Origin of the sequence: Acidovorax carolinensis (assembly GCF_002157145.1) — a bacterium.
In the GTDB taxonomy this organism is placed as follows: domain Bacteria; phylum Pseudomonadota; class Gammaproteobacteria; order Burkholderiales; family Burkholderiaceae_C; genus Acidovorax; species Acidovorax carolinensis.
Map to the genome: position 1 here is coordinate 783196 of NZ_CP021361.1, position 26360 is coordinate 809555.

At 66.8% G+C, this 26360-nt stretch carries 13 protein-coding genes, 1 tRNA gene and 3 pseudogenes; 11 read left to right on the forward strand and 6 right to left on the reverse strand.

Features of this window, described 5'->3' with window-relative positions; genetic code table 11:
- Positions 1–30: 30 nt before the first annotated feature.
- Positions 31–6114, forward strand: coding sequence for a hybrid sensor histidine kinase/response regulator (locus tag CBP34_RS03685; RefSeq protein WP_094097338.1), 6084 nt, complete (start codon positions 31–33; stop codon positions 6112–6114).
- Between the two features lie 90 nt (positions 6115–6204).
- A complete protein-coding gene (locus CBP34_RS03690) occupies positions 6205–7359 on the forward strand; it encodes a PilT/PilU family type 4a pilus ATPase (protein WP_094097339.1) in 1155 nt (384 codons plus the stop codon).
- Positions 7360–7398: 39 nt separating this feature from the next.
- Here CBP34_RS03690 and CBP34_RS03695 read toward each other — a convergent pair.
- A pseudogene (locus CBP34_RS03695) lies at positions 7399–8876 on the reverse strand (cryptochrome/photolyase family protein).
- A 21-nt stretch (positions 8877–8897) separates the two neighbouring features.
- Between CBP34_RS03695 and CBP34_RS03700 the strand changes: the two are divergent.
- The 6 genes from CBP34_RS03700 to CBP34_RS03725 all read left to right on the forward strand — a co-directional run bounded on the left by CBP34_RS03700 (position 8898) and on the right by CBP34_RS03725 (position 13565).
- A complete protein-coding gene (locus CBP34_RS03700) occupies positions 8898–9497 on the forward strand; it encodes a YqgE/AlgH family protein (RefSeq protein WP_086926672.1) in 600 nt (199 codons plus the stop codon).
- Entirely contained in the window at positions 9494–9913 is a 420-nt protein-coding gene (gene ruvX / locus CBP34_RS03705) for a Holliday junction resolvase RuvX (RefSeq protein ID WP_094097340.1), read from the forward strand. Before CBP34_RS03700 ends, ruvX begins: the two co-directional genes overlap by 4 nt.
- Complete coding sequence (pyrR, locus tag CBP34_RS03710) at positions 9910–10431, forward strand: bifunctional pyr operon transcriptional regulator/uracil phosphoribosyltransferase PyrR (RefSeq protein ID WP_086911449.1); 522 nt, start codon at positions 9910–9912, stop codon at positions 10429–10431. The genes ruvX and pyrR overlap by 4 nt, the downstream gene beginning before the upstream one ends.
- A 2-nt stretch (positions 10432–10433) precedes the next feature.
- Complete coding sequence (locus tag CBP34_RS03715; RefSeq protein ID WP_086913941.1) at positions 10434–11396, forward strand: aspartate carbamoyltransferase catalytic subunit; 963 nt, start codon at positions 10434–10436, stop codon at positions 11394–11396.
- A gap of 79 nt (positions 11397–11475) precedes the next feature.
- Positions 11476–12771: a dihydroorotase gene (locus CBP34_RS03720; protein ID WP_094097341.1), complete on the forward strand. Its 1296-nt coding sequence runs from the start codon at positions 11476–11478 to the stop codon at positions 12769–12771.
- A gap of 56 nt (positions 12772–12827) precedes the next feature.
- Entirely contained in the window at positions 12828–13565 is a 738-nt protein-coding gene (locus CBP34_RS03725) for a lysophospholipid acyltransferase family protein (RefSeq protein WP_094097342.1), read from the forward strand.
- A gap of 121 nt (positions 13566–13686) precedes the next feature.
- On the opposite strand, the pseudogene CBP34_RS03730 reads toward CBP34_RS03725, so the two are convergent.
- A pseudogene (locus CBP34_RS03730) lies at positions 13687–14750 on the reverse strand (ABC transporter ATP-binding protein).
- 105 nt (positions 14751–14855) lie between these two features.
- On the opposite strand from CBP34_RS03730, the gene CBP34_RS03735 reads away from it, so the two are divergent.
- Positions 14856–16484, forward strand: coding sequence for an ABC transporter permease (locus tag CBP34_RS03735; RefSeq protein WP_094097343.1), 1629 nt, complete (start codon positions 14856–14858; stop codon positions 16482–16484).
- 199 nt (positions 16485–16683) lie between these two features.
- Positions 16684–18096 (forward strand): phospholipase D-like domain-containing protein, encoded by a 1413-nt coding sequence (locus CBP34_RS03740; protein ID WP_094097344.1) that lies wholly within the window; start codon positions 16684–16686, stop codon positions 18094–18096.
- 78 nt (positions 18097–18174) lie between these two features.
- On the opposite strand, the gene CBP34_RS03745 is transcribed toward CBP34_RS03740, so the two are convergent.
- Positions 18175–19035, reverse strand: coding sequence for a patatin-like phospholipase family protein (locus CBP34_RS03745; RefSeq protein ID WP_094097345.1), 861 nt, complete (start codon positions 19033–19035; stop codon positions 18175–18177).
- A gap of 133 nt (positions 19036–19168) precedes the next feature.
- Here CBP34_RS03745 and CBP34_RS03750 point away from each other — a divergent pair, with 133 nt between their 5' ends.
- Positions 19169–19867, forward strand: a complete 699-nt coding sequence (locus CBP34_RS03750) for a CDGSH iron-sulfur domain-containing protein (protein WP_094097346.1) — start codon at positions 19169–19171, stop codon at positions 19865–19867.
- A gap of 118 nt (positions 19868–19985) precedes the next feature.
- Here CBP34_RS03750 and CBP34_RS03755 read toward each other — a convergent pair.
- From CBP34_RS03755 to CBP34_RS03765, 3 genes and pseudogenes are all read right to left on the reverse strand, one after another.
- Positions 19986–20060 (reverse strand) — tRNA-Arg (locus tag CBP34_RS03755).
- Positions 20061–20166: 106 nt separating this feature from the next.
- Positions 20167–24479 (reverse strand): annotated as a pseudogene (locus CBP34_RS03760) (translocation/assembly module TamB domain-containing protein).
- Positions 24479–26359 carry an autotransporter assembly complex protein TamA gene (locus CBP34_RS03765; protein WP_094097347.1) on the reverse strand — a complete coding sequence of 627 codons (1881 nt, stop codon included), beginning with the start codon at positions 26357–26359 and terminating at the stop codon, positions 24479–24481. Before CBP34_RS03765 ends, CBP34_RS03760 begins: the two are co-directional and overlap by 1 nt.
- Position 26360 lies beyond the last annotated feature (1 nt).

The window sequence follows — 26360 nt, forward strand, 5'->3', positions numbered from 1 at the left end:
CAGCGGCTCATTGCAGCCGGGGACGAATTCATGTCATCTATTGATGTCAACAATGCACCGGCCGCGGATGGAATCCAGGGCGATCAGGACTTGGGTCCTCTGGCATGGGTGCTTGACGAACTGCGCAAATCGCTGGATAGCGCTGTCAAGGCAATGCGCCGTTTTGTGCGTGACGCCGAACTGGCGCGTGAGTCTGATCTGGCTTCGCTGGATGCGGGCGCATTGCGTATTGCCCGTCAGCAGCTGCATCAGGCAAGCGGAGCATTGGAAATGGTGGGCATGGGCTCACCGGCGCTGGTCTTGCGTGCCATGGAGTCTGCTGTGCAGAAGTTCGTGCAGCGCCCCGAGCAATGCACGGATGAGGCTGCAGCGGTTATCGAGCGTGCCAGTTTTGCGCTTGTCGAATATCTCGAAAACGTGCTGGGCGGCAAGGCCGTTTCGGCGGTAGCCCTGTTTCCTCAGTATCGTGACGCCCAGACCCTGGCAGGAGCCGAGCGCGCGCACCCTGCAGATCTGTGGCCGGCGGAGCGCCGTTTCCGTGAGCCGGAAGACTCCGTGGTGAGGGCTCCGCTGCCATACGGTACCGAAGCGCGGGCACGTCTGGATTCCGCCGTTCTGAAAATTGTCAAATCGGGCGATCGGTCGGCTGCGGCCAGCATGTGTGAAACCTCTCTGGGTTTTGTTGCAGCACAGTCCGACCGTCAGTCGCGGGCATTCTGGAAGATCTGTGCCGGTTTCTTCGAAGCCCTTGGCAAGGGCCTGCTGGCGCCCGATGTCTATGTGAAGCGGGTCGCGTCACGCGTGCTGATGCAGTACGCCACCCTGGCCAAAGGCGAAAACATCATTGCGGATCGCCTGGTTCAGGACATGCTTTTTTTCTGCTCGCAGGCGAAGCTCGCAGACGGTGACGCGGGTAATGCACCGGCTCTTGAGGCGGTGAGGAAGTCCTTTGGCCTCGAGCGATTCAAGCCGGTAGATTATGAAACCGCGCGTTTTGGCCGTTTTGATCCCGCCTTGCTGGCACAGGCACGCAAGCGCATTGCATCGGCCACGGAAACATGGTCGGCCCTGGCGGGTGGCGATCGCAACAAGCTCAAGCCGGCGGCCGATCAGTTCAGCCTGGTTTGTGATTCGCTGCGCAAGATGCATCCGGGGAGCGAGAGTCTCGCTGCGGGTCTGACGCGAGCCCTTGAGGCCACTACCCGGTCGGGAGAACCACCGTCAGCAGCGCTGGCGATGGAGGTAGCAACTTCAGTGCTTTACCTGCAGGCGGCTTTTGAAGAGCTGGACGCTGCCGACGGACAGATGGAAGCACGTGCAGCACGCCTGGCGCAGCGGCTGGACGCTGTGGTCGCGGGCGCAGAATCAGAGCCGCTTGAACTGTGGATGGAAGAGCTGTACCGGCGGGTCAGCGACAACCAGACCATGGGCAGTGTGGTCGACGAGTTGCGTTCCACACTGGGTGAAGCGGAGAAAGCGCTGGACCAGTTCTTCCGGAATCCCGAGGATGCGGCGGTGTTGGCGGCGGTGCCGGGCCACTTGGCACAGATGCGTGGCGTCTTGTCCGTGCTGGGCCTGGACCAGGCATCCTTGGCTGTGGTGCGCATGCGCGATACCGTGGATCGGTTGCTCATCAATGAAATCCCTGAAGAAGAGCGGCAGCCAGCCTTTGAAAAGTTGGGGAGTAGTCTGGGGGCACTCGGGTTCCTGATTGACATGTTGAGCTACCAGCGCACGATGGCGCGCAAGCTCTTTGTTTACGACGAAGAACAGGGTGAGTTGCGCATTCTGGTAGGCAAAACACGTGCGCGTGCCACGGACGACCTGACAGAAGCGCCGGTCAAAATGGACGAGCGTGTCGCTCCACCCCTGCCTGATGTGGTGCCCCGTTTCCCCGCGCAGGAGCAAGCGCCGGCGACTGAGGCGTTGGTGCAGGGGCTGGATGCCGTTCCCAGTCCCAGCCCTGCTGCAGTCTCGGAAGTTTTGTCGCCCGATTTCTCCTTTGATCTCCAGATGCCGGAGGATCTGTCCTCTGCCGCACCTGGCCAGTCCGCCACTGTTTCAGCTGCTCCCGCTCCCGCTCACGCATCCCAGCCGGAGATGGAAGATGAGTTGCTGGACGTGTTCCTCGAAGAGGCGCGCGAGGTGGTGGGCACCGGTCTGGCCGCCATTGGCGTGTTGGCTGACGAACCTGCCAATCTGAGCGAGCAGACCACCCTGCGCCGTGCGTTTCATACGCTCAAGGGCAGCTCGCGCATGGTGGGTCTCAATGATTTTGGCGAGGCAGCCTGGTCAATGGAGCAGGTGCTCAATGCGTGGCTGGCAGAGCAAAAGCCCATGCAGCCCCATTTGCTGGAGTTGTCGTCGGACTGCCTGCAGGCGTTTGGCCGCTGGGCCGATGACATCGCTGCAGGATCAGCCTCGGCCTGGGGGCCAGAACCATTTCGCAGATCGGCCGATGCCATGCGTCTGGACGGTACGTTCCTTCCGCTCGTGGTGCGGGAGGCCGCGACGGAACCTGCCGCGGCGGAAGCTGCGGTGCATAACGTCCAGTCAGAGGCTGCGGTCCATGCAGCAGATGCGGCCGATGCCGTCTTGCAGTCCGCGCTGTTGCCGCAAGACGAGTCTTTGGTAGCAGCAGACGCCGCAAGCGCTATTGATCTGCTCGAACCGTTGGGTGCGGACTTCGCTGAAACCGAAATGGAGCCAGAGTTTGCCGCGACGGTTCCGGCCGTGGATGCGGCTGCGACGACGGTGACCGAAGACATTGACTTCTCCGTGTTCTCCGAGGCCCTGAACGAAACTCAGGGCACGGCGGAGGTGGCGAGTGCGCACCTGCCACTGGACCTGGAGTTGCCCGATGTCGAGCCCCTGTCTGCCTTGGCCATTGACGCTGCAGCCGCCGATGGACATGTCAACGGTGCCGCGATCCTCGACGGTTCGGGCGATTCCCCTGTGTTGGCCGATACTGAAGTCGAGTCCCTCGATGCGGCTGTGCACGCGCCTGACCTCGCCAATGCGGGTGTGCAGATAGATTTTTCAGAGGGCGTGTTGGAGCCTGTTGTTGCCGACGCCGGTGCCGTTGAGGAAGAGGCGCCGGCCGATGACGCGGTCAAGGTGATTGAAACCTTGCGCATCGGTATTCCGCTCTACAACGTGTACCTCAACGAGGCCGACGAGTGGTCGCGGCGACTCGTTACCTGCCTGCAGGAGTGGTCGCTGGAATTGCATGAGCCCTTGCCTGACCTCGCAGTGGCTTTGGCTCATTCGCTGGCGGGTAGTTCGGCGACCGTGGGTTTCACGGCGCTGTCAGAGCTGGCCAGGGTGGTTGAACATGCGTTGCAGCATGTTCAGTTGCAGTCTGGTGGCACGGTAGAGCAGGCCGGAGCGTTTATCGCGGCGGCGGATGATATCCGTCGTCTTTTGCACCAGTTTGCAGCAGGGTTCCTCAAAGAACCTAACGCGGAAGTGTTGCAGCAACTGCGCCAGATCCTTGAAGCCGAGGTGGCCAACACCCTGTCGCCTCCGGAAGATGAATTCGATGACATCACAGTACCTTCGGATGTCACTCCCGTCACCGATGTCCGTGCTCAGTCCGTGCCGCCAGAGGCGCCGGTTGCAAAAGCGGTGGAACAGGTTGCTGCAGGGTATGTGGCCCCGGCGCTGTCCGTTGTAGGAAGCGACCATGACCAGCATGTCGACGATGCGATAGCACATGCCGTTTCCTCGGGTTCGGATGTAGACGATGACATTGACGCTATCGACGTCATCGATCCTGACCTGTTCCCGATCTTTGAAGAGGAAGCCGCAGAATTGCTGCCCCAGCTGGGTGGCGCGTTGCGTCAGTGGGCATCCCGTCCGGACAACCTCGGTGCACGCAACGAAGTGCTGCGTGCCTTGCACACGCTCAAGGGCAGTTCCCGCCTGGCTGGTGCCATGCGGTTGGGAGAAATGTCCCACCGGTTGGAGTCTGCCATCGAGCAGCTTGATATGGACACCGTCACGGCAGACCAGATCGAGCCGCTGCTTGCGAGTTTTGACGGCCTGCAGGCAAACTTCGCATTCCTCCGGGCTGTGGGTGGACAAGCGCCTTTGGACCCCGTGGTTTCACCCTCCGCAGTGGAGCGCGATCTGACCGACGTTGCGATGGACTCGGGGACAGCCAAGGCGCAGGTGGTGGCTTCCGGCTCGCCATCGGTTCGGCTGCCAGGGCCTTCGCAACTGGCGCCGGTGCGCGTGGCTGCGAACCAGTCGGTGCGTGTGCGTGCGCAACTGCTCGACCGTCTGGTGAACCAGGCAGGTGAGGTGATGATCAGCCGGTCCCGTCTGGATGTGCGTCTGGGCCAGTTCCGCAGCTCGCTGGCCGATCTGTCGGGCAATCTGGATCGCCTGCGCCAGCAGCTGCGAGACATCGAAGTTCAGTCCGAGTCGCAAATGCAGTCGCGCCTGGCTCTTTCGAAAGACTCCGCCGCGGGTTTCGACCCGTTGGAGTTCGACCGTTTCACGCGGGTTCAGGAATTGACCCGCATGATGGCCGAGTCTGTGAACGACGTGGCCACGGTGCAGCGTAACCTGCAGCGCGCCATGGAAGGTGCGGAAGATGATCTGATTGCCCAGGGCCGCCAGGCGCGTGAGTTGCAGCGCGATTTGCTGCGTACCCGCATGGTGGAGTTTGAGGGAATTGCCGAGCGCTTGTACGCTGTGGTGCGCCAGGCATCCAAGGAAACCGGCAAGCAGATCAAACTGGACATCACTGGCGGCTCCATTGAAATGGACCGTGGCGTACTGGACCGCATGACGCCCGCCTTCGAACATCTGCTGCGCAATTGCGTCGCGCATGGCATTGAGGCCCCCGAGGCCCGTGTCGCTGCACGCAAGCCCGCTGCCGGCACCATCACCGTGGATCTGCGCCATGAAGGCAATGACGTGTCGGTTGAGTTCCGGGACGACGGCGCAGGCCTTGATCTGCAGCGTATCCGGGAAAAGGCACTGGCCCAAGGCATCGTGCAAGCCGACATGGACATCAGCGATGCCGAAGCTGCCAACCTGATCTTCATGCCGGGCTTCTCCACTGCATCCGAGGTGACAGGCCTTGCCGGTCGCGGCATCGGTATGGATGTGGTGCGTTCGGAAATCAATGCACTGGGCGGGCGGATCGAAACCTCTACCGAGCCGGGCAAGGGCGCCGCCTTCCGCATGGTGCTGCCTTTGACGACGGCCGTGACACAGGTGGTGATGCTGCGTGCAGGCGATCTGGCGATCGGCGTGCCAGCCAATGTGGTCGAAATTGTGCGCCGCACTTCCGCTGCCGATCTGGAAGAAGCGTATCGCACCGGCTTTTTTGACGACGGCTTCGAGCAATTGCCTTTCTTCTGGGTGGGCGCATTGCTGCAAGCCTCTGCGCGCAGCAATGAAGCCGCTGGCAAGACGCGGCCCGTGGTGATTTTCCGCAGTGCTTCGCAGCGCATCGCCATGCATGTGGATGAAGTGCTGGGCAACCAGGAAGTCGTGGTGAAGAACCTCGGAGCCCAGTTGTCGCGCCTGCCGGGCCTGGCGGGCATGTCGGTGCTGGCCTCTGGTGCAGTGGTCCTGATTTACAACCCGGTGGCGCTGTCCACGGTGTATGGCGATCAGGTCCGTGCAGCCAGCGCTGATTTGCCCGCCATATTGGACGCCGAAGGTCCAGGTATCGGAAAACCTGCCGCGTCGATGCTTGCAGGGCCTACACAGGTGCCTCTGGTGCTGGTTGTGGATGATTCCATTACCGTGCGCCGTGTCACCCAGCGGTTGCTGCAGCGCGAAGGCTACCGCGTGGCGCTCGCCGCCGACGGCCTGCAGGCACTGGAGCGCTTGCAGGAAGAGCGGCCAACGGTGGTGCTGTCCGACATTGAAATGCCGCGCATGGACGGCTTTGACTTGGCGCGCAATATCCGCGCCGACGGTGCACTGCGGGGGCTGCCGATCATCATGATCACTTCCCGCATTGCAGAAAAGCACCGCGAGCATGCGATGGAATTGGGCGTGAATCACTATCTTGGCAAACCCTACTCGGATGAAGAACTGCTCAGTCTCATCCAGCATTACGCCCGGCTGGAGGCGACCGCGGAGGCATGATCTGGGTTGACTGGCCTGGAAGGGCCGGTCATTCCGGGTAGCTTCCATGCTGGTACCGCCTTGAGGATTCCCGAATGATCAAGAGAGCCCATGGATTCGGTAGCACCTGCGGCTGACAATCGTCTGCTGTCCTGCCTGGCGCTGATGGTGCGTGAAAGCGCTTCCGACCTGTTCCTGCTGGCCGGTGCGCCGCCCACACTCAAGCGGCAGGGGGCATTTTTGCCCATCACCAAGGGCCCGGTGACTGCCGACGAGATTCGGACGATGGTGTACTCGATCATGCGCAAGGCGCAGATCGACGAGTTCGAAGCCTCGATGGAATGCGATTTCTCGTTCCAGACGCAGGACCTGTCCCGCTTTCGGGTCAACGTGCACCTGCAGCGCGGTAACGTGGGCGTGGTTGTGCGCCATGTCACGGCGAGGATACCGAGCCTCGATGAGCTGGGCTTGCCACCGGTGCTCAAGCAACTCGCCTTCCTGAAAGGTGGGCTGGTGCTTGCCGTGGGCTCGGCGGGGTCGGGCAAGACCACCACGTTGGCTGCCATGCTCGACTATCGCAATGAGCACACGGCAGGTCATATCCTCACGGTGGAAGACCCCATCGAGTACCTGCACGCGCACAAGAAATCGCTGGTGACACAACGCGAGGTGGGGCTCGATACCGCGTCCTACGACGAGGCCTTGCGCCGTGCCATGCGCGAGGCGCCGAACGTGATCATGATTGGCGAGATCCGCGACCGGGCCACCATGCAGCATGCCTTGCACTACGCCGAGTCCGGCCATCTGTGCGTGTCCACCCTGCATGCCAACAACGCCAACCAAGCCGTGCAGCGCATCCTGAATTTCTTTCCCGAGCAAGCCCACCGCCAACTGCTGATGGACCTGTCGCTGAACCTGCAGGCGGTGGTGGCCCAGCGGCTCGTCAAGAGTGTGCAGGGTTCGGTGGTGCCGGCAATGGAAGTGATGCTGCTCACTCCCTACGTGTCGGAGCTGATTCAGAAAGGCCAGGTCGACGAGATCAAGACGGCCATTGCGCGCAGTGGTGAGCAGGGCATGTGCACGTTCGACCAGTCGCTGTTTGAACTGTACGAGCGCGGCATCATTTCGCCGGCCGAAGCCGTGGCCAATGCCGACAACCGCACCGATGTCTCGCTGCGCCTGCGCTTGGCCTCGGGGGCACCCCTGGGAGTGGACGGGATGCGGATGAGTGACCAGAGCGACCAGGACGCGCCAGCCCACCCGTAAAGACCGCCCATGCCATGCAGGCACGGGCCGACGGAGCGCTCACCCCGCCTTGACTACCGCGTAGCGCTGCAGCGTGCGCAGTCGGGCGCTTTCATGGTCCACCACGGGTTCGGGGTAGGTCTGGCCCAGCACCACCCCGGCCTCCTGCAGTTCCAGCGGGCGGGCGCGCCAGGGGGCATGCAGCGCGGCACTTGGCAACTTGGCCAGTTGCGGGAGGTAGCGCCGGATGAAGCGGCCTTCCTTGTCGAATTTTTCGCTTTGGCTGACCGGGTTGAAGATGCGGAAATAGGGCTGCGCATCACATCCGCTGGAGCTGGCCCATTGCCAGCCGCCATTGTTGGACGCCAGGTCAAAATCATTGAGCCGGGTTGCAAAATATCGCTCGCCCCAGCGCCAGTCGAGCCCCAGATCCTTGACCAGAAAACTTGCAACCACCATGCGCAGGCGGTTGTGCATGTAGCCCGTCTGGTTGAGCTGGGCCATGGCTGCGTCCACCAGCGGATAACCGGTGCGGCCCTCGCACCAGGCGCTGAACAGCGCCTGGGCCGCAGCACCTGTCTCCCACTGGATCGCGTCATAGGGCGGCTTGAAACTGCGATCCACCACATGGGGGTGGTGAAACAGGATCTGGGCATAGAAATCGCGCCAGATCAGTTCGTTCAGCCAGGTGGCGGCCCGGGGTTACCCGCCTGCGCCAGCGCATGGGCCGATCGCGCCAGCAGGCGCGGCGAAATGGTTCCAAAGCGCAGGTGCACGCTCAGGTAGCTGGGACCTTTGACCGAGGGGAAATCGCGCGTGTCGTGGTAGCGCTCGATGCGGTGCAGGAAGTCGTCAAACAAGCGCATCGCGCCGCTGCTGCCTGTCGGGAGCCGGGGCGGGCCGGGTGGCGTCGCTTCGAAACCCAGCGCCGACAGCGAAGGAATGTCCAAACACTCCCCGGCCGGGCGTGGCGCGAGCCGGTGGGCATGGCGCTCGATCGCGTAGCTTTGCATTTGGAACGCGTCGATGTTGCGCAACCACGCATTCTTGTAAGGCGTGAACACGCTGTAGGGCGTGCCCGTCTGCGTCAGGACCTCATTGCGCTCCAGCAGGATGTGGTCCTTGAAGGTGTGAAAGGCGATGCCTGCACCGGCCAGCCGGGTGCGCACCAGGCTGTCGCGTTGCAGGGCCTGGGGCTCATCGTCGTGATTGGCATACACGGCCTGCGCCTGCAGCGCCTGGGCGAGTGCCGGCACGGCATCGCTGGCAATGGCGTGGCGCGCGATGAGCCCGGCGTGGGGGTGCTGGCCCAGTGCACGCAGCGCGGCATCCAGCTCGACCAGCGACTCGCGGATGAACTCTACGCGCCGGTCGGCCTGGGGCAGAAGGTCCAGAATTTCGCGGTCAAAAACAAAGACGCAATGCACCTGCCGACATTGGGTGAGCGCCCGGTACAGGGCTGCATGATCGTTGGCACGCAGGTCGCGTCGGAACCAGACAAGTCCGGTGGAGTAGGAAGGCTCGGGGGAGGGCGCCATGTTCACCGTTAAAATTGGCCTATGTCCTTCGATTCTGCGCCCATCAACCTGACGCATCATTTCCTGATCGCCATGCCCGGTCTGGAAGATGAGTCTTTCGCGCGCAGCGTCGTTTACCTGTGCGAGCACAGCGAACGCGGTGCGCTGGGCCTCATCATCAACAAACCCTCTGACATCACGCTCAAGGGGCTGTTTGACAAGGTGGACTTGTCGTTGCGGCGCGAGGACCTGCGTGCCGAGCCGGTCTTCCAGGGTGGCCCGGTGCAGACCGAACGCGGTTTTGTGCTGCACGAGCCCATGCTGATGAACCGCGCCGAGACCGATGAGTCCGCCTACGCTTCCACCATGACCATCCCCGGCGGTCTGGAAATGACCACCTCCAAGGACGTGCTCGAAGCCCTTTCTACCGGCGCCGGCCCGCGCAGGGTGCTGATCACGCTGGGGTATTCGTCCTGGGGCGAGGGCCAGCTGGAGTCGGAGCTGGCCGAAAACGCCTGGCTCACCGTGGCGGCCGATCTGTCGGTGATCTTCGACACACCCGTGCCGCAGCGCTACGACAAGGCGCTGGCCCTCCTGGGGCTGCAGGCCTGGATGCTCTCGCCCGATGTGGGGCACGCATGACCGGCTTGCCCGTTCAGCCCGCCGTTCCTGCGCATTTTCAGACCTTTCTTGCATTTGATTTCGGCCTCAAGCGCACGGGCGTGGCCACAGGCAATCGCATGCTGCGCAGCGCCACGCCGCAAGCCACCATCCAGGCCGAAGGTGATGCCCGCTTTGTGCAGGTGGCGCAGCGCATCAAGGAATGGCAGCCCGACGCCTTGGTGATCGGCGTGCCCTACCACCCCGACGGTGCGAGCCACGAGAACACCGAGCGCGCGCTCAAGTTCGGCCGCCGTTTGCGCGGGCGCTTTGGCCTCATGGTGTTCGAGGTGGATGAGCGCTACAGCACCACCGAAGCCATTGCGGGTGGTGCCAAGGATGCGGACGCTGCGTCAGCCTGCATCATCCTGGAACAGTTTTTGAGGAATCTTCCATGACCACCCCTTCCTTCGGTCCCGCCGGCAGCCTCGTGCTCGATGCCGAGGCCCTCTACCGTGAGCTGCTGCGTGGCGTGCGCAGCATGCACACCGGCACCACGCGCCTGGCGGGCATTGCCTCGGGCGGCGCCTGGCTGGCCGATCGCCTGCAAAAGGACCTGGGTCTTGAAGGGCCTGCCGGTGTGCTCTCGTCGGTGATGCACCGCGACGACTTTGCCCAGCGCGGCCTCTCGGCCAGCGCGCAGACCTCGCTGCCGTTTGATGTCAACGGCGCCGATGTGCTGGTGCTCGACGACGTGCTCTACACCGGCCGCACCATCCGCGCCGTGCTCAACGAGCTGTTCGACTACGGCCGCCCCGCCAGCGTGCGCCTGGCGGTGCTGGTGGACCGTGGCGGGCGCGAGCTGCCGGTGCAGGCCGATTTTGCCGCCGCCCGCGTGGCCCTGCCGCCATCGCAGTCCCTCGCGCTGGCGCGCGATGCGCAGGGCCGCTTCCAATTCCAAGTCAAAGAGGTGTGACCGTGCTGCACCAGCGCAACCCCCAACTCAACAACCACGGTGAACTGATCCACCTGCTGTCCATCGAGGGCCTGCCGCGCGACATCGTCACGCACATCCTCGACACCGCCGCCAACTTCGTCTCGGTGAACGACCGCGAGGTCAAGAAGGTGCCGCTGCTGCGCGGCAAAAGCGTGTTCAACCTGTTCTTCGAGAACAGCACGCGCACCCGCACCACGTTCGAGATCGCGGCCAAGCGCCTGTCGGCCGATGTGCTGAACCTCGACATTGCGCGCAGCTCGGCCAGCAAGGGCGAGTCGCTGCTTGACACCATCGCCAACCTCTCGGCCATGGCGGCCGACCTGTTCGTGGTGCGGCACAGCGAGTCGGGCGCGCCGTACCTGATCGCCCAGCATGTGGCGCCCCATGTGCATGTGATCAATGCCGGCGATGGCCGCCATGCCCACCCCACGCAAGGGCTGCTGGACATGTACACCATCCGGCACTACAAAAAAGACTTTTCCAACCTCACCGTGGCCATCGTCGGCGATGTGCTGCACTCGCGTGTGGCGCGCTCCGATATCCACGGCCTGACCACCCTGGGCTGCCCCGAAGTGCGCGTGGTGGGCCCGCGCACGCTGGTGCCGTCCGACATGGCGCAGATGGGCGTGCGCGTGTGCCACACGCTCGAAGAGGGCATCAAGGATGCCGATGTGGTCATCACGCTGCGCCTGCAGAACGAGCGCATGAGCGGCGCGCTGCTGCCGTCGAGTCAGGAGTATTTCAAGAGCTTCGGACTCACGCCCGAAAAGCTGCAACTGGCCAAGCCCGACGCCATCGTCATGCACCCCGGCCCCATCAACCGGGGCGTGGAGATTGACTCTGCCGTGGTCGATGGCAAGCAGAGCGTGATCCTGCCGCAGGTGACCTTTGGCATCGCCGTGCGCATGGCGGTCATGTCCATCGTCGCTGGTAACGAGGCATGACGCCCGGAATGAATACTCCTGTTTTCATAGCTGCTAGCGCTTATCAAACAAGCGCTAGCAGCCAATTTGGCTTGAAATCATGAAGATACTGATTCAGAACGGCCGCGTGATCGACCCCGCCTCGGGCTTCGATCAGACCTGTGACATCGCGCTGGCGGCCGGCCGCATCGTCGGCGTGAACCGCGTGCCCCCCGAGTTCGCGCCCAACCGTGTAATCAATGCCGCAGGCTGCATCGTGCTGCCCGGCCTGGTGGACCTGGCCGCGCGTCTGCGCGAGCCCGGACACGAGCATGAAGGCATGCTCGAATCCGAAATGGCCGCTGCCGTGGCCGGGGGCGTGACCAGCCTCGTGTGCCCGCCCGACACCGACCCCGTGCTTGACGAGCCGGGCCTGGTGGAAATGCTCAAGTTCCGCGCCGAGAAGCTGCACCAGTCGCGCCTGTTTCCGCTGGGCGCACTCACGCGCGGCCTTGCCGGCGAGGTGCTGACCGAGATGGCCGAGCTCACCGAGTCGGGCTGCGTGGGCTTTGGCCAGGCGGAGGTGCCACTGGCCAGCACCCAGGTGCTGCAGCGCGCGCTGCAATATGCCGCCACCTTTGGCTACACCGTGTGGCTGCGCCCGCAGGAGATGCATTTGGGCAAGGGCGTGGCGGCCAGCGGCCCGCTGGCCACGCGCCTGGGCCTGTCGGGCGTGCCCGTGGCGGCCGAAACCATTGCGCTGCACACCATTTTTGAGCTGCTCAAGACCACCGGCGCCCGCGTGCACCTGTGCCGCCTGAGCAGCGCTGCGGGCGTGGAACTGCTGCGCCGCGCCAAGGCCGAAGGCCTCAAGGTCACGGCCGATGTGAGCATCAACTCGCTGCACCTCACCGACGTGGATATCGGCTTTTTTGACAGCCGCGCCCGCCTCTCGCCTCCGCTGCGCCAGCAGCGCGACCGCGACGCGCTCCACGCCGCGCTGGCCGACGGCACCATCGATGCGCTGGTGTCCGACCACAACCCGGTCGATGAAGACGCCAAGACCCTGCCGTTTGCCGAAGCCGAGCCCGGCGCCACCGGGCTGGAGCTGCTGCTGAGCCTGGCACTCAAGTGGTCGCAGGACAGCGGCGTGCCCCTGCAGCGCGCGCTGGCTGTGGTCACGTCCGAGCCCGCCCGGGTGTTGGGCAACGCGCTGGGCACACTGCAGGCCAGCGTGGGCCAGATCGTCGAGGGCGGCGTGGGTGACCTGTGCATCCTTGACCCGCAGGCCGCCTGGACGGTGCAAGATGACGCGCTGCGCAGCCAGGGCAAACACACGCCGTTTTCGGGCTACGAGCTGCCGGGCCAGGTGCGCGCCACGCTGGTCGGCGGCCAAATGGCTTTCGAGCGCGGCTGACCCGTGCACCACTGTTGTGTGCGGCCCGCCCCGCGGTCGTGGTGCGGGGATGCAGCATGAATGATCTGCGGGCCTGCTGGCGCCTGGTGCGCGTGCTGGGTCACATTCTCAAGGGCCTGGTGATCGTGGCGGTGCGCTTTCCTGCGCTGTCGCCCGATCAGCAATATGCCCGCGTTCAGGCGTGGTCGATGGAGCTGCTGGCCCGTGCGGGCGTTTCGCTGCGCATCATCGGCACCCCGCCCGTGACGGGGCCAGTAATGCTGGTGGCCAACCACCTTTCGTGGCTGGATATTCCGGTCATGCATGCAGCGCGGCATTGCCGTTTTGTCTCCAAATCGGATGTGCAGGCCTGGCCGCTGATCGGCACGCTGGCCACCGCCGCAGGCACCCTCTATATTGAGCGCAACTCGCGCCGCGACGCGCTGCGCATGGTGCGTTCCATGCACGAGGCGCTGCAGCGCGGCGAGGTGCTGGCGGTGTTTCCTGAAGGCACCACGGGCGATGGGCGGGCCATGCTGCCATTTCATGCCAACCTGCTGCAGGCGGCGGTGACGGCAGACGCCTTTGTGCAACCGGTGGGTCTGCACTTTGCCGACAAGGTCACTGGCGAGACCAGTTTTGCGCCCAGCTACATTGGCGACGAAACCCTGGTGGGCTCCATCTGGCGCACCTTGCGCGCGCCCGCCATCGAGGCCGTGGTGCATTACGGGGTGCCCGAGCAGGCGCAGGGCCGGGACCGCCGCGCCTGGACGCAGCACCTGCACGACACGGTGGACCGCCTGCGCCGGGGCTGAGCCTGATGCACCCTCCACACGCTCGTTGCGTGGTGGTGTTGGGATGAATTTACTATTATTTCAATAGCTTACTGCGCTTGCTTTGTAAGCGCTAGCGGCTGTTTTGGCTTGTATAGCCGCGTCAGGCGCGCGCAAACGTGACCACATGATCGACCTGCGCCCGGATGCCAATCCACTCGCCCACCGCATGGTTGTGGTGGCTGGGCACATGGGCCATCAGGGTGTGGCCGCTGGCCAGGCGCAGCGTGTATAAAAACTCCGAGCCGCGAAACGACTTGCGCAGAATCTGCGCCTGCACCGGTGCGTGGTCGTCGTGCACCACGTCATCGGCGCGCAGCAGCACATCGCATTCGCCGCCGGGATAGCTTGCGGGCAGGGGGCACTCGCTCAGATCGGTGAGGTCGCCCAGGGGGGTCTGCGCCACCACGTTGTTGCCGCGCTGCACCAGCGTGGCGGGGGTAAAGACACCGTGGCCGATGAAGTCGGCCACAAACCGGGTGGCGGGGCGGTGGTAGAGGGTGTAGGCATCGTCCCACTGGTGCAGATGGCCTTCGTGCATCACGCCAATCACATCACCGATCGCAAAGGCCTCGAACTGGTCGTGCGTGACAAACAGCGCCGTGGCCCCGGCGGCCTTCAGGATGTCGCGCACCTCGTGTGCCAGGCGCTCGCGCAGGTCGACGTCAAGGTTGGAGAACGGCTCGTCCAGCAGCATGAGCTGCGGGCGCGGGGCCAGTGCCCGCGCCAGTGCCACGCGCTGCTGCTGCCCGCCGAAAGCTCGTGCGGAAAGCGCGCCCCGCTGCCTTCCAGGCCCACCAGTTGCAGGGCCTCGGCCACGCGCGCGGCCTGCTCGGCCCGCGGCAGCTGGTGGATCCCAAACGCCACATTGCGCTCCACGCTCAGGTGCGGGAACAGGGCGTAATCCTGAAACACCATGCCAATGCGCCGCGCCTCAGGCGGCACGTTCAGGTGCGCGCTGCCCACCAACTGGCGCTTCAGGCGGATCTCGCCGGCCGACACGGGCTCAAGCCCGGCGACGGCGCGCAGCAGCGTGGTCTTGCCGCAGCCCGAGGGGCCGATCAGCACGCCGATATCGCCGGCATGCAGCCCCAGCGTGACGCCCTGGACGGCCGCCTGGGAACGGCCTGCGTAACGCACTTCCAGTTGGGAAACCTCAAGAAACATGGCTGGATTCTAGTGGTGCGGGGCGAATGCTTAAAATTCGCATTTGCATTCCTGGTCGCCCTATGGGTCGGTAGTGCGATTTCTTCATCTGCCGAGCCCCTCGCCTTGCCACGCACCCGCTTATCCTTATCTGCCTTGCCCTTGATCCTGCTGGTGGGCTTGCTGGCCTTGCCCGTGCTGGCGCTGCTGGCGTCGTGGCTGCCCTGGGGTGTGGTGCAAGCCGACACCGGCGCCATCCTGCGCGAGATGGCCAGCACTGTGCTGCCTGGTTACGCCTGGACGACGCTGTGGCTGGGCCTGTGGGTGGCGGTGGGCGCCGCCGTGGTGGGCACTGCCGCTGCAGCAGCAGTCACGCTGTTCGAGTTTCCGGGCCGGCGCACCTTCGAGTGGCTGCTGCTGCTGCCGCTGGCCATGCCGGCCTATGTCACGGCCTATGCCTATACCGACTTCCTGCAATTCAGCGGCCCGTTGCAGGTGGCGCTGCGCGAAACCTTTGGACTGGAAGGGCGCCTGCTGCCCGAGGTGCGCAGCCTCTGGGGCGCGATCTGGGTATTCACCTTTTCGCTGTATCCCTATGTTTACCTGCTCGCTCGCACGGCGCTGGGCGAGCGCGCCGCGCACCTGATGGAGGCCGCGCGCCTGCTGGGCGCGCCGCTCTCTCGGCGCATCACGACCATCGCGCTGCCCCTGGCGCGCCCGGCCGTGGCCGCGGGAGTGGCGCTGGCGCTGATGGAAACGCTGGCCGACTTTGGCGTGACCAGCTATTTCGGCATCCAGACCTTCACCACCGGCATCATCAAGGCCTGGCTGTCCATGGACAACCGCATTGCCGCCGCGCAGCTGTCCACCATGCTGTTGGCCTTGGTGCTGGTGCTGCTGTGGCTTGAGCACCGGGCCGAGCGGCGCATGCGCTTCACCGCCAAGGGCACCGGCCACGCGGGCGCCACCGAGGCCCAGCCCGTGCCACTGCGCGGCCTGGCGCGCGCGGTGGTGTGGGGCGTGTGCACGCTGCCTGTGTTCATGGGCTTTGTGGCGCCGGTCGCGTTCATGCTGCGGCCACTGGCATCCGACTGGTCAGTGCTGCCTTGGGATCGTTTTCTGGAATGGGCCTGGAACAGCGTGTGGCTTGGGGGCATCACCGCCGGCCTGGCCGTGGCCGTGGCGCTGGCGCTGGCCTTTGCCGTGCGCCGCAAGCCTGATCTGCTGACGCGCGGTGTGGTGCGGCTGGCCAGCGTGGGCTATGCCGTGCCGGGCGCCGTGATCGTAGTGGGCCTGCTGCTGCCGGTGGGCTGGCTGCAGGCGCGCGTTCCGCAGTGGGGCGTGGCGGCGCTCGTCACCACCACGGCGGTGGGCATTGTGTGGGCGTATCTGGTGCGCTTTTGCGCGGTGGCGCTGCAGTCGGTGCAAAGCGGTTATGCGCGGATTCCGGCCAGCCTCGACGACACAGCGCGCATGCTGGGCGCGGGCAGCGCGCGCCTGATGGCGCGCGTGCACTGGCCGCTGCTCAGGCGCTCCACCGCCGCCGCTGCGCTGCTGGTGTTTGTCGACGTCATGAAAGAGCTGCCCGCCACCATGGTGCTGCGCCCCTTCAACAGCGACACCCTGGCCGTGGTGGCCTACCAGCTGGCGCGCGATGAACGCCTGGGCGAAGCCGCCTTGCCCTCGCTGGCGCTGGTGGTGGTGGGGCTGGTGCCGGTGATCCTGCTCAGCCGCACACTGCGCGGCCGCGCCTGAAAAGCGCCGCGGTTCTGGGGCATGGCGCCTGCCATGCGCTGTCGCTATGCTTGTGCACCATGCGGCTGCTAGCACAAGATAACGACCCGCCCCGAAACACCATGAACAGGTTGGTTCGCACCATCGGTTGCGCCAAACCGGTCGCAAATTGCCGTATGAAACTGCCGTGCGCATGCATTGCCGCGCCGCAAGGTGCCGCATGACCGGCTTTGTGCTGCTGTCCGGCCTGGGGCACGCCATGGTGGTGGCCGCTGGCCTGCTGGTGTATGTGATGTTCACCCGCATCGACCATCAGCGGCGCCATCCGTCGGCGGCGCTGGCGTGGGTGCTGGGCATCGTGGCCTTTCCCTATGTCGCGCTGCCCTTGTTTTTGCTGGTGGGCTCGCGCAAGTTTGCCCGGCCATTGCGCCGGTCGCACCGGCCCGGCGAAGCCCCGGCTTCTCGCAACGCCGCGGTGGGCGAGGGCCCCCCGTGGGCCACGCGCTTGCTGGCGGGCATGGACCTGCCGCCCGCCGTGCGCAATGTCCGTGTCCACTTCCACGAAGACGGCCCCGAGGCCCTGCTGGCCCTGCTGGCACTCATCGATTCTGCCCAGCACAGCCTGGATGTATGCACCTTTGTGTTTGGCCACGACGCGGTGGGAGAGCGCGTGGCCCAGGCCCTGGCGCAGTGCGCCCAGCGCGGCGTGGCCACGCGGCTGCTGCTCGATGCCGTGGGCAGCTGGCGCACCCCGGCTGCCGTGTTGCGCCACTTGAGGCGCCAGGGCGTGCAGGTGCGCCGCTTCATGCCGATGCTGCACAACCCCATGCGCGGGCGCACCAACCTGCGCAACCACCGCAAGGTGGCCGTGGCCGACGGCGCGCGCCTGTGGAGCGGCGGCCGCAACCTGGCCAGCGAATACTTCATGGACCGCCCCGGCATGCCCGCGTGGCTGGACCTGAGTTTTGACGTCGAAGGCCCGCTGGCCGCGCTGGCCCAGGCGCAGTTCCGGGCCGACTGGCGCGCCGCCACGGGCCGCGTGCGCTTTACCCGCCACCTGCCGCCACCGCGCCATGCGCTGGTTGGCTCGCCCGGCGGTGCGCTCGCCCAGTGGGTGCCCAGCGGGCCCGACCAGCCCGACGACACGGTCTATGCACTGCTGCTCACGGCGGCCTTTCACGCGCAGCGCCGCATCGTGGCCATCACACCGTATTTCGTGCCCGACGAGGCCCTGCTCGACGCCTGGTGCATTGCCTGCCGGCGCGGGGTGCAGGTCCACCTCATCGTGCCTGCCCGTTCCAACCACCGCCTGGCCGACTGGGCCCGCGAACGCGCCCTGCGCCAGCTGGCCGCCGCAGGTGCCCAGGTATGGCTGGCGCCCGGCATGGTGCATGCCAAGGCGGTGGTCATCGACGACAGCATGGCGCTGACCGGCTCGCTGAACCTGGATGCGCGCAGCCTGTTCCTCAACTACGAAAGCATGACGGCCTTCTATGAGCGCGAGCAGGTGCAATGGCTGTCCGGCTGGTGCGCCCGCCAGATCGCCGCCGCCCAGCCCCACCATGCGCGCCAGCCGTCGTGGCTGCGCGACATTGCCGAGGGCGTGGTCCGGGCGGTGGGATTTCAGCTGTAGAAACTCCTGAAAACAGAGCAGCTCGCGCTTGATGGACGAGCAATTGGTGGCGAAATGCCGTGTATTTCCTACGCTCGCTCAATGCCCGTGCGCCAGCAGCGCTGGCGCCAGTTGCGAGCGCTGCAGCCCGCCGCTATCCAGCCAGCGCCGGGTCTGCTCGGTAGCGCGCTCGATCAACGTAGCGGCCTGGGAAAAGTCATAGGGTGAGGCCGACAGCGGGCACAGCGGCGGCACGACGACGATCTGCGCCTGCGTGCGGTAATGCTTGAACTCGTCGGCCAGCTGGTGCGCGATGAGCAAGGTGACAGCATGCAAGGCATTGGCGATGGCGCTGTGCGGCGGCGTTTGGAGCGCGCAGGCAAAGCCTGTGGGCAGCACGATCACGCGCCGCGCGCCCAGACGGACGGCCACGCTGATCGGCGTATTGCTGGCAATCGCGCCGTCAATCAGGAACTGCCCGTCGATGCGCACCGGAGGGAACACGGCGGGGATCGCGCAGCTGGCCAGCACGGCCGCCACGGCCGGGCCGCGCGAAAGTGCCACCGTCCCGCCGCCGAGCTGGTCGGTGGCAACCACATGCACCGGCAGGCGCGCCTGCTCCAGCATCCGATAGGGCAGGCATTGTTCGAGCAGGCCGCTCAGCCCGGACGGATCAACGGCAAACCCGCCGCCGTTGGTGCGCGCCAGCAGATTGCGCCATGCGATCGGAAACACCATGCTGCGGCGCAGCCCGCACCAGATAGCCGCCAGCTGCTGCAGCCCATCCGCATCAGGCGCGCCGGCAAAGTAGGCGCCATTGATTGCGCCCACCGACGAGCCCACCACCAGATCGGGCCGCAGCCCATGCGCGACGAGCGCGTGCAGCATGCCCACCTGGATCGCGCCGAAGCTGCCACCGCCGGCAAGCACCCAGGCGGTCGTGGGGGATAAATCAGCCATGGAAACCTCCAGGACGGCGACGGCCCGGCCCGCAACAGGGGCGCGGCTTGTCCCGGCGCCACGAATGGCTACAGTAGCAGCACGGCGCTGGTCCGTCATCCTGTGCCGGAGCACATGCCAAAGGAGGCCACCGATGGATTCCGAACACACCCCGGGTGCGCAGGTGCGCATCAGCAGAAATGGGCCCTACCTCGTTGCGGGCCAGCTGCCGTTGCGCAAGCAGACCATAGGCACCAATAGCGAAGGCGAGTCGGTCGAATGGGTCGCGGGGGCGTCCTACCCCGACCAGGCGCAGTACGCGCTGTGCCGCTGCGGCCACAGCAGGCACAAGCCGTTTTGCGACGGAACGCATGCCCAAGTGGGTTTCGACGGCACCGAAACGGCCAGTCGCCGCCCCTATCTGGAACAGGCCCAGCGCATACCCGGCCCGGCCATGTCGCTGACCGATGTCGAGGCCCTGTGTGCATCGGCCCGTTTTTGCGATCCCCATGGCAAGGTATGGCAGCAGGTGCGCGAATCGCAAGCGCCCGCAGCGCGCGCGCATTTCGTGCGCCAGTGCGGTGATTGCCCCTCGGGGCGGCTCGTGGCCTGGGACAACGCGACCGGCCAGCCGGTGGAGCCGCAGTACGCGCCTTCGGTCGTGTTGATCCAAGACCCGGCCATGGCCTGTTCGGGGCCGATAGGGCTGCGTGGCGGGGTGCAACTGGTCGGTGCCGACGGCTTTGCATACGAGGTGCGCAACCGCATGGCGCTGTGCAGCTGCGGTGCGTCGAAGAACAAACCGTTTTGCGACGGCAGCCATATCAGCACAGGCTTCAGCGACGAGCGCTGACGATGCGGCCCGCAGGCAGGGGCGCGGTCGCGGCAGGCCCGGGCATACAAAAAAATGCCCGCGAGGCCAAAAAGCGTGCGGGTTTCAAGGTGTTGTGATGCGGGGTGATGCGATCACTTGGTCCCCTCGACAGGAATCGAACCTGTATCTAGCGCTTAGGAGGCACTCGTTCTATCCATTGAACTACGAGGAGCAAGCAGGCGCGGATTGTACGCGCTCCGGTGCTTCTGTATTGATAGCTGTTAGCGCTCTCCGCAAGGGCGCCAAGGCCGTATTTGGCTTGTAAAACGGCGCCCGGATCAGTCGTAGCGCACGGTGTAGATGATGTCCACGGCGCTCTTCTCGCCCGTCTGGCCGCGCAGCGTGAGGCGACGCGACAGGTCGTAGAAGATGTAGAGCGTGCCCAGCGTGCCCGACAGGCTGCGTTCGTAGGTCACATACATGTCCTTGGACAGGCGTTTGCCGAAGGTGAGCGCGGCGCTGGTGGCGTCTTCGCCGGCGCCGGGGCCCTTGAAACCGATTTCGTCGAGTCCCAGGCGGCTGGCCACCTGGGCGGTGGGGCTGGCGCCGCCGCGGCCCAGCAGGGTCAGGGCGGCCTGCTGCAACACGGCGGCTTCGGCGCCGCCGTTGGCCGCATCGCGGCCCAGCACCACCCAGGAGAGCTTTTCGGCGTCGGGCAGTTCGGGGTCGGAATACAGCCGCACGCGGGGCGCCAGGGCCGAGCCGGTGACCTGCACGCCTGCGCGCACGCTGATGTTGGGGCGCAGCGCCAGAATGTCGAGCGCGGGGTTGTTGTAGGGGCCGTTGAAGCGGATCAGGCCCGTCTCCACGTCCAGCACCTGGCCCCAGGCGCGGTAGCGGCCTGCGTCGGTGCGCACTTCGCCCGTCACGCGCGGCGGTGCGCCGGGCACGGTGCTGCTGCGGATGTCCAGCTCGCCCATGAGGCGGGTGGTGATTCCCTGGCCCTGCAGCGCAAAGTCGCGTCCTAGGTTGAGGGTGATGGCCACGGCGGGCGGCAGTGCAGTTTCAGCCTGCGCCGCTTTCTGGTTGGCGCGGGCGGCCACCTGGGCCTTGGCCTGGTCGGCGCGGTCTTTGGCGGCTGAGCGCACCACCACGTCCGAGCCCAGGCTGGGCGCCGATTCGTCGGGCAGGATGATGGTGGCCCGGTCGGTGGTGAGCTTGCCGCGCAGGCTGAACTGTCCTTGCTGCAATTGCGCCTGCACCCGGCCCGACACGCTGACCTGCCGGTCGGCGCGCACCAGCACCTGCAGCGCGCGGGCCTCGGCGGCGATGTCCATGGTGATGCCCGACAGGCCCGCCCCGGGCTCGCCCCAGCCCAGGCGGCCCGAGCCGGTGAGGGTGCCGCCGTATTGTGGCGCGGGCGTGCGGTTGCCGCTGAAGCCCGCAATGCGTGCGTTGCTGCCGCGCCCGCCTTGGAGGCGGAACTCGGTGATGTCTAGCTGGTTGCCCCGCAGCGTGGCGCGCAGCTGGCCGTTTTGCAGGTCCACCCCATCGACGATGGAGCGCACGGCCAGGCCATCGGCACCCAGCGTGCCGGCCCAGCGGGGGGCGCTGCGGGTGCCTGACAGGGTGGCGTTGGCGTCGAGCGTGCCGCGCACGCGCCAGCCGGGCGGGGCCAGGGCCGACCATACGCCCACGTCGGGAAGGCGCGCGCGCACGCTGGCGGCCAGCGGTGCATCGGGCGCCCAGGCGATACCCGCCAGCGTGTTGCCTGGGGTGATGCGGGTGCTGGCGCTGGCATCGATTTCGCCGGCCCGATCGCTGGCCCAGAGCAGGCGTGCGCGCAGGGCTTCGCCTTCTGCCTCCAGCGTCAGCTCGGCCTGGCGCACGCCGGCGCGGGTGCCGGGCTCGGGGGCGGTGATGGCCGTGGGGCTGCCCGTGCCGGTGCCCTGGCCAGAGCTTTGCAGCACCGTGACAGGGGCGGCTTCGCCGGTGAGGATGCGCAGGTCGCCGCCGGTGCGCCGCAGGCTGGCCTGGGCGCGCAGGGTGGCGCCGGCGTCCACGTTCCACTGGCCTTCCAGCAGCATGTCGCCGGCGAGGCCCAGGCGGGCCAGCAGCGGCTGCACGGGTTGGCCGGCCACCGCGGGCGCGCCCTCCAGCCCCGGCGCATCCAGCCAGGCAAAGGGCAGGCCCTGCAGGCGGCCCTGGCTTTGCAGGCGTGATGCCGTGCCGGGCCCGGACTGGTAGCGCACAGGTTGCCATTGCAGCGCCACGGTGCCTGGCAGCGGGCCGGTAACGCGGGCCTGACCGGCCGCAGCCTTCACCACCACCATGCCCGATGTGCCGGGCGGGGCGGTGGGCGGGCCCGCTTGCGCCGTCAGGGCCAGGGGCTCGGCGAGCTCCAGGGTCCAGGGGCCGGCGGGGCGGGCGGTGTCTTGCGCCTGCACACGCAAGGCGTTCACCTGCGCCTTCCACAGCGCGGCCGATGCCAGCCCGCCCGAAACACGGGTGTGCAGCGTGGCCCGCAGCTGGCCCGAGCGCAGTTGGCCGTCCAGTGCCAGGCTGGCCTGCCGCAGCGAACCCGACAGTTCTGCCCGCAGCGATTGCAACTGCACAGCGGTCGCCGTCGCTGCGTTGCCCGGTGGAAGAGTCAGGTCGAGTTGCGGCGCGGTCAGCGTGGCCAGCAGCGTGAACGGGGCTTTTTCCGCAGGCGGCGCCGTGCCTGCGCGGGCGGCCTGCAGTTGTTCAGCCAGGCTTTGCCAGCCGCCTGTCCATCGGCTGGTCAGTTGCGCCTGGCCCTTGAGCGTGGCGCCTTGCAGGGCCGTGGCCAGGCCCGGCAGGCTGGTCAGCCAGCGCTGGGTGCGGTCGGCGTCGGTCCACTGCACCTGCAGCTCTCCGGCGCCGGAGCGGGGCGCCAGCGCCCCTTGGCCTGGGCGCTGGCGCCGGGCACGATGAGCTGCAGTTGGCCTTGCACCGCGATGTCGCCCAGCGTTACCCGCAGCGCGGTGGCCTCCAGCCGCGCCTGCATGGCATCGACCAGCAGGCGGTCTAGCTGCACGGTGCCGCCACCATCGCGCGCCTGCCATTGCCCTTGGGCGTGCAGGGCATGGATGCGCAGCGCAGGGGCGGGCTGCGTGCGGGCCTGGTCCGCGCCGACGGGTGGGGTTTTGGCCTGGGCGCCGGGCGACCGCGAGGCAGTGCCGGCCTGAATGTCGGCCGTGAACGCCACGCTGCCGCCACCCTCGGTCTGCGCCACCACGCTGCCAGACAGGGGCGCCGCCGCCAGTGCCGAGTGCAGGGCATCCGGAGGCAGATTGCGCAATTGGGCCTGTCCGTCGATGGCGCCCGTGGCGGGCGTGTAGTGGCCTTGCACCGTGGCCGTGCCCTGGCCCACGCTGGCCGTGGCGGCGGGAATGCTCCAGCGCGTGCCATCCCAGGTGGCGCTGGCGGCCAGGGCGGTGAGTGGCAGGCGCGATTGGTCCCACGGGCCGGCCAGCGCATTCTGGATTTGCGCCTGCACGGCCCAGCCCGAAGCGGCCGGCGCCACCGTAGGGCCCGCTTGCAGCGTGCCGTGCAGCAGCGTGGCGGGGGCCTCGGGCCACAGCGTGGCCAGGTTGACGGCGCGCAGCGTGGCGCGGGCCTGCTGTATTGGCTGGGGTGCCCAGGGGGCCAGCGTGGCCTGCAAGTCGGCCTGCATGGTTTCGGGCGCGGAAACCGGGGTGGATGGGGCGCGCTGCCCGGCAGGCGCGGGCTTGGTGCCCGGTGCAGCGCGTGGTCTGGACGCCGGGGGCGTGGCGGCTTCGGCAGCCTGTGGGTCCGGTGCGTCCGGCGCAAGAGGGCGCAGGCGGGCATCCAGCTGCAATTGCGCCACCGCCGTGGACAGCGTGCCCTTGAGCGTGGCGTGTGCCTGCACCCGCACGCTGGCACTGCTGCCAGGCACGGCCTGGTGCACGCTGCCGTCCACCGTGGCTTCGAGCGCCATGGGGGCCTGGGCGTCCAGGGTGGCGCGGGCGGTGTACCGGCCCTGGGCCAGTGCCACATTGCCAATCGCCAGATGGTGCTGGCGCCCGTCAAAGCGGTAATCGCCCACCAGCCCGAGTGCTTCAACGGCTGGTGTGCCGGCCCATTGCAGGCGGTCGATGCGAAAGGGCAGGCCGATCTGCAGCGGCAGCACCAGTGTGTCGAGCGGGGTCAAAGGTTCGGTGCTGGGCGGGCCCAGCGGGGTGATCGTGACGGTGGCGGCATGCACCTCGCCCAGCTCCAGGCGCCGCTGCAGCAAGGGCGCAAGCTGCCAGCCCACGCGGGCATCGCTGATTTCGACGCGCAGGGTGGGGCTGCTCCAGCGCAGCCAGCCAATGCGGCCACCGCTGCGCAGCGATCCGCTCACCTCGCGGCTGTCCAGCGTCTGGCCTGCGGGCAGGTATTGGGCGGCGCGTGCCAGCAGCGCGGCCAGAGAGTTGTCGCGGCCCGACCACCACCAGGCCAGCGCGCCGGCCGCCAGCACCAGCGCGCACAGGCCCACCAGCAGCCAGCCGGTGAAGCGCAGCGCGCGGCGTCTCCGCAGGCCGCGCACGGGGGCAGCGGACGGCGTGGCGCCACCCGCCGAGAAATCTGCCGAGGGTGCGCGATGGGCGGGTGGCTGGCGGCGCATCAGAAGCTGAACCCCAGGCGCAAATGCAGTCGCAATTGTTTCGCCTGCACGCCATAGGCCAGGTCGGCCTGCAGCGGGCCCACCGGGCTGCGCCAGCGCACGCCGGCACCCACGCCGACGCGAGGGTCCAGGTCGCCTACACGGTCAGCTACAGCGCCGGCATCGACAAACACGGCGCTCTCCCAGTCGGTCATGGCGCCGTTGTAAACGATGGGGCGCTGCCACTCCACACTGGCCAGGCCCAGGTAGCGTCCGCCGTAAAGCTGGTTGTTCTCGGTGCGCGCGCCGATGGCGCGGTAGCCATAGCCGCGCACGGTGGTGTCGCCGCCGGTCAGAAACAGCTGTGTCACCGGGATCTGCGCCGCCTGGCGCGCCAGCACGGCGCCGGCTTCGGCCCGCAGGGCGATGCGGGCGTTGCGTGCGCCACCGGTTTCGGCCTGCACGCGGCCGGCCGGCATGAACGCTTGCCAGCGCAGCAGCGTGCGCACAAAGGGGTCGCGATCGGGGGTGAGCGTGGTGCCCGCTCCCAGCTCCAGCGCCAGCCCGTACCCGCGCGTGGGCGCCACGGTGCTGTTGAAATAGCGGCCCGTCCAGCCGTAGTTCATGCTCAGCGCCGTGGCCGAGGACGGAGCGTTCAGGCCCTGGCTGTTGGCGTAGTCGTATTGCAGAAAATAGTTGCGGTCGATGCGCGTGCCGCTTTTGCTGCGGCCGGAGCGCAGGCGCGCGCTGTTGACCTCGTAGTCGCCGGTGGTTTCGCGCTGCGCCTGGGCCGATGCAAACCAGCGCCAGCCGTTTTCGTCGGGCAGGTCGGTCCATTCGGTGCTTGCCAGTTTGGTCTCGCGGTCCAGCAGCAGCTTGCTGACCGCGCGCCAGCCAATGCCGGGCAGCTGGTTATGGATGTGGTCCATGGAAAGGCGCGGGCCGCTGTCGGTGGACAGGCCGGCGCCAAACACCAGCTTTTGCAGCCGCGCCTCGCGCACCTGTGCCACCACGGGGGCGGTTTGCGTGTCGGCGCCTTCGGTGTCGAGCGTGAGGAAAACGGCGTCGTAATAACCGCTGCTGGCCAGGCGCAACTGCGCATCCAGCAATTGTGCTTCGTCATAAAAGGCTCCGGTGGGCAAGCGGGCCAGGCGCCGCGCGCCTTCGGGGTCGTAGCGCTCGCTGCCTTGCACCTGCAGGGGGCCGAAGCGGTAGGCGGGGCCGGTGTCGTAGTGCACGCTCAGCGCAGCCTCGTGGGTGTCCGCATCGACCTCGGCCCGGCTTTGCGCAATGCGGGCCGTGGGGTAGCGCCGCACCTGCAGCTGGCGCAGGCCGTCGGTCTTGGCGCTGTCCCAGGCCGACTGGGTGAAGGGCTGCCCTGGCTGCAGCGACCAGTTGCGTTGCACCCGTTCCTGCCGGCGTGCGCGGTTGTCGGTGTCGTCGCCGGTGCGCTCCTCCACGGTGATGCGGGTGGTGGCAATGCGGGTTTGCGGGCCGGGCTCTGCCACCACCACCACGGCACGCAAGGCGGTGCTGCTGCCCGGGGTGTCGGTCATCAGCACCGTGATGGTGGGGGCAAAGTAGCCCAGGGTGCCCAGCAATTCGCGCGCGTTTGCGTCGGCGGCGGCCAGCAGGCGCTGCAACTCGCCGTCCTGCAGATCGGGCAAGGCCTTGTAACGCTGCAGTTCCAGGTGGCGCTCCAGTGTCTCGCGCACCCCATCGGGCGCACGCACTTCGAGCGTGAACGCGGGCAATGTGGAACTGTTAGTGACCGGGGTGGAGGCGGTGTCTGCAGCGGCGCTGTGTTCGCCCCGGGGCAACAGGCTGCAGCCTTGCAGGCACACCATGCAGAAAAACAGCAACGCCGGCCATCGGGCCGGCGTTGGGGGGGCGATGGGCATG

What these genes read in the sequence shown, in the direction of transcription:
- CBP34_RS03685 (WP_094097338.1), top strand. Translation starts at nt 31, where the DNA reads ATGTCATCTATTGATGTCAACAATGCACCGGCCGCGGATGGAATCCAG.
- CBP34_RS03690 (WP_094097339.1), top strand. Translation starts at nt 6,205, where the DNA reads ATGGATTCGGTAGCACCTGCGGCTGACAATCGTCTGCTGTCCTGCCTG.
- CBP34_RS03700 (WP_086926672.1), top strand. Translation starts at nt 8,898, where the DNA reads ATGTCCTTCGATTCTGCGCCCATCAACCTGACGCATCATTTCCTGATC.
- ruvX (WP_094097340.1), top strand. Translation starts at nt 9,494, where the DNA reads ATGACCGGCTTGCCCGTTCAGCCCGCCGTTCCTGCGCATTTTCAGACC.
- pyrR (WP_086911449.1), top strand. Translation starts at nt 9,910, where the DNA reads ATGACCACCCCTTCCTTCGGTCCCGCCGGCAGCCTCGTGCTCGATGCC.
- CBP34_RS03720 (WP_094097341.1), top strand. Translation starts at nt 11,476, where the DNA reads ATGAAGATACTGATTCAGAACGGCCGCGTGATCGACCCCGCCTCGGGC.
- CBP34_RS03725 (WP_094097342.1), top strand. Translation starts at nt 12,828, where the DNA reads ATGAATGATCTGCGGGCCTGCTGGCGCCTGGTGCGCGTGCTGGGTCAC.
- CBP34_RS03740 (WP_094097344.1), top strand. Translation starts at nt 16,684, where the DNA reads ATGACCGGCTTTGTGCTGCTGTCCGGCCTGGGGCACGCCATGGTGGTG.
- CBP34_RS03745 (WP_094097345.1), bottom strand. Translation starts at nt 19,035, where the DNA reads ATGGCTGATTTATCCCCCACGACCGCCTGGGTGCTTGCCGGCGGTGGC.
- CBP34_RS03750 (WP_094097346.1), top strand. Translation starts at nt 19,169, where the DNA reads ATGGATTCCGAACACACCCCGGGTGCGCAGGTGCGCATCAGCAGAAAT.
- CBP34_RS03765 (WP_094097347.1), bottom strand. Translation starts at nt 26,359, where the DNA reads ATGCCCATCGCCCCCCCAACGCCGGCCCGATGGCCGGCGTTGCTGTTT.